At 70.4% G+C, this 2,517-nt stretch carries 3 protein-coding genes; 1 reads left to right on the top strand and 2 read right to left on the bottom strand.

Features of this window, described 5'->3' with window-relative positions:
- On the bottom strand, positions 1-987 hold a 987-nt coding region (locus tag AC3XYG_RS04835; protein ID WP_489138681.1), incomplete at its 3' end, for a dihydroxy-acid dehydratase domain-containing protein.
- A gap of 195 nt (positions 988-1,182) precedes the next feature.
- On the opposite strand from AC3XYG_RS04835, the gene AC3XYG_RS04840 reads away from it, so the two are divergent.
- Positions 1,183-1,842, top strand: coding sequence for a GntR family transcriptional regulator (locus AC3XYG_RS04840; RefSeq protein ID WP_489138682.1), 660 nt, complete (start codon positions 1,183-1,185; stop codon positions 1,840-1,842).
- 4 nt (positions 1,843-1,846) lie between these two features.
- Here the strand turns inward: AC3XYG_RS04840 and AC3XYG_RS04845 are convergent.
- Positions 1,847-2,517, bottom strand: a 671-nt coding sequence (locus AC3XYG_RS04845; RefSeq protein WP_489138683.1) for a helix-turn-helix transcriptional regulator, incomplete at its 5' end; no start/stop codon positions are given.

Genomic DNA, 2,517 nt, shown 5'->3' on the forward strand with positions numbered 1-2,517 from the left:
CAGCAGATGCGGCACGCCGCCGGCATGGTGGAAGTGCTCCATGTAATAGGCGCCGGAGGGCTTGAGATCGATCAGCACCGGCGTCTCGCGCCCGATGCGGTCGAATTCGGCGTAGTCCAACGGCTGGCCGACCCGGCCGGCGATGGCGGCGAGATGGACGAGGCCGTTGGTCGAGCCGCCGACCGCCTGCAGCGCCACCATGGCGTTGCGGAAGGCGCCGGGCCCCAGGATCTCGGACGGGCGCGGCCCGCCGGACACCGCCATCGCGGCCGCCGCCTTGCCGGTGGCCTCGGCACAGCGGATGCGGTCGGCATGGGTGGCCGGAATCGCCGCACTGCCGGGCAGCGACAGGCCCATCGCCTCGGTCATGATCGCCAGGGTGCTGGCGGTGCCCATTACCATGCAGGTGCCGACCGAGGGAGCAAGACGGCCGTTCACCGCCTCGATCTCCTCATCATCGATCTCGCCGGCGCGGTAGCGGCCCCACAGCCGCCGGCAATCGGTGCAGGCGCCCAGCACCTCGCCCTTGTGGTGGCCGACCACCATCGGCCCGACCGGCAGCACGATCGCCGGCAGGTCGGCGCTGGCCGCGGCCATGATCTGGGCCGGCAGGGTCTTGTCGCAGCCGCCGATCAGGACCACCGCGTCCATCGGCTGGGCCTTGATCATCTCCTCCGTGTCCATCGCCATCAGGTTGCGCAGGAACATGCTGGTGGGATGGGCGAAGGATTCATGGATCGAGATGGTCGGGAACACCATCGGCATGCCGCCGGCCAGCATCACCCCGCGCTTCACCGCGGCAATTAGCGCCGGCACGTTGCCATGGCACGGGTTGAAGTCGCTGTAGGTGTCGGTGATGCCGATGATCGGCCGGTCCAGCGCATCGTCGGAATAGCCCATGGCCTTGATGAAGGCCTTGCGCAGGAACAGCGAGAACCCGGCATCGCCGTAGCTGGTCAGCCCCTTCCGCAAGCCGCGCGTCGCCATCTGGGATCCCTTCGAAACCGCGATCGGCGGGGAGGCCCGCGCGACCGCAGCACCCTACGCCGCACCTCCAGATTGTCAATAATCTGCCGAGAGCCGAGTCAGAAACTCCGGAATTGAAGCATATCCAGCACCGATCATTGACAATCCGAGGGCCGGCACGCTCTCATCCTCCATGAATCAGACCCCAGGAGCGCGATGACCGAGACCGCTTCTCATGCCGGCAAGGAAGCCGGGATCGTGCGGGCGCTGGAGGAGGACATCATCTTCGGCCGGCTGCCGCCCGGCACCCGGCTGGTCGAGGATGCGCTGCTGGCCCGCTTCCCGGTCACCCGCCACGTCATCCGCCAGGCGCTGGTCGCGCTGGAGCGGCTGGGCATCGTCACCCGTGAGCGCAACAAGGGCGCCGCGGTCCGCACCCTGACGCCCGGCGAGGTGCGGCAGATCTACGAGGTGCGTGAGCTGCTGCAGCGCCAGGCGGCGCTGACCATCCCCCTGCCCGCCTCGCCGGACCTGATCGACCGGCTGCGGCAGATCCAGGCCGAATACGAAGACCAGATCGCCCGCGGCCATCTGCGCGGCGTGCATGAGTGCAACGACCGCTTCCACCTGACCCTGTTCGGCGCCTGCGGCAACGACCACCTGGTGTCCTCGATCGAGCATTACATGCGGCTGAGCCTGACGATCCGGGCCAAGACCCTGGCCGACCCGGCGATGCTGGCGCTGTCGCGCGGCCATCACCGCATGATGATCGAGATGCTGAAGGGCCGCGACAGCTGGGCCCTGGCCCAGCTCTGCGTCGATCACCTACAGCCGAGCAAGCTGGACTATCTGTCCCGGGCGCCGGACGCCGCCTGACGGATCAGCCGGCCGGCGCTGCCTCGCCGCCATACAGGGCCGCCACCCGGCGGGCGGCCTCGGCCAGGGCGTGGCGCAGCGCCGGCGGCGCCACCACCTCGACCCCGTCGGCAAAACCGAGCAGCAGCCCGGCGGCATGGTCGATGCCCTCGATCGGCACCGTCGCCTGCCGCCAGCCCGCCGCATCCGGCGGCGCCTGCCGCACCGCATCCGCCGCATCGGCACCGAGTCGCTCGAGGGCCGACAGCGCCGCCGGTGACACCCGCAGCACCGCCTCCGCCCGGCGCAAATCGCGCTCCAGCCGCCGCATCGCGCCGCGCCAATGTGCCGCGAGATCGAAGCCGGCGGGCGGGTCGAAGGTGTCGGCCAGGACATTGAGGTCCAGCACCTTGGCGACCTTGTAGGTGCGGATGTCGGGCCCGATGCGGGCGACGAGATACCAGGTGCCGGCCTTGAGCACGAGGCCCAGCGGGTCGAAGCGCCGGTCGACGGCCCGGTCGGCCCGCCGGTAGCGGACGTCGACGCGCCGGTCGGCCCACATGGCCTCGGCCACGGTGGCCAGGTGGGGGAGCGGCTCGTCACGGTGGAACCACCCGGGCGCATCGAGGTGGAAACGTTCGCGGACGCGGCCGGCCCGGCCCCGCAGCTCGGGCGGCAGGGTCGCCAACACCTTCA

The organism is Inquilinus sp., assembly GCF_057815775.1.

Bases quoted from the DNA above. Each gene is read 5' to 3' on its own strand.
- AC3XYG_RS04840 (WP_489138682.1), top strand. From the start codon at position 1,183: ATGACCGAGACCGCTTCTCATGCCGGCAAGGAAGCCGGGATCGTGCGG.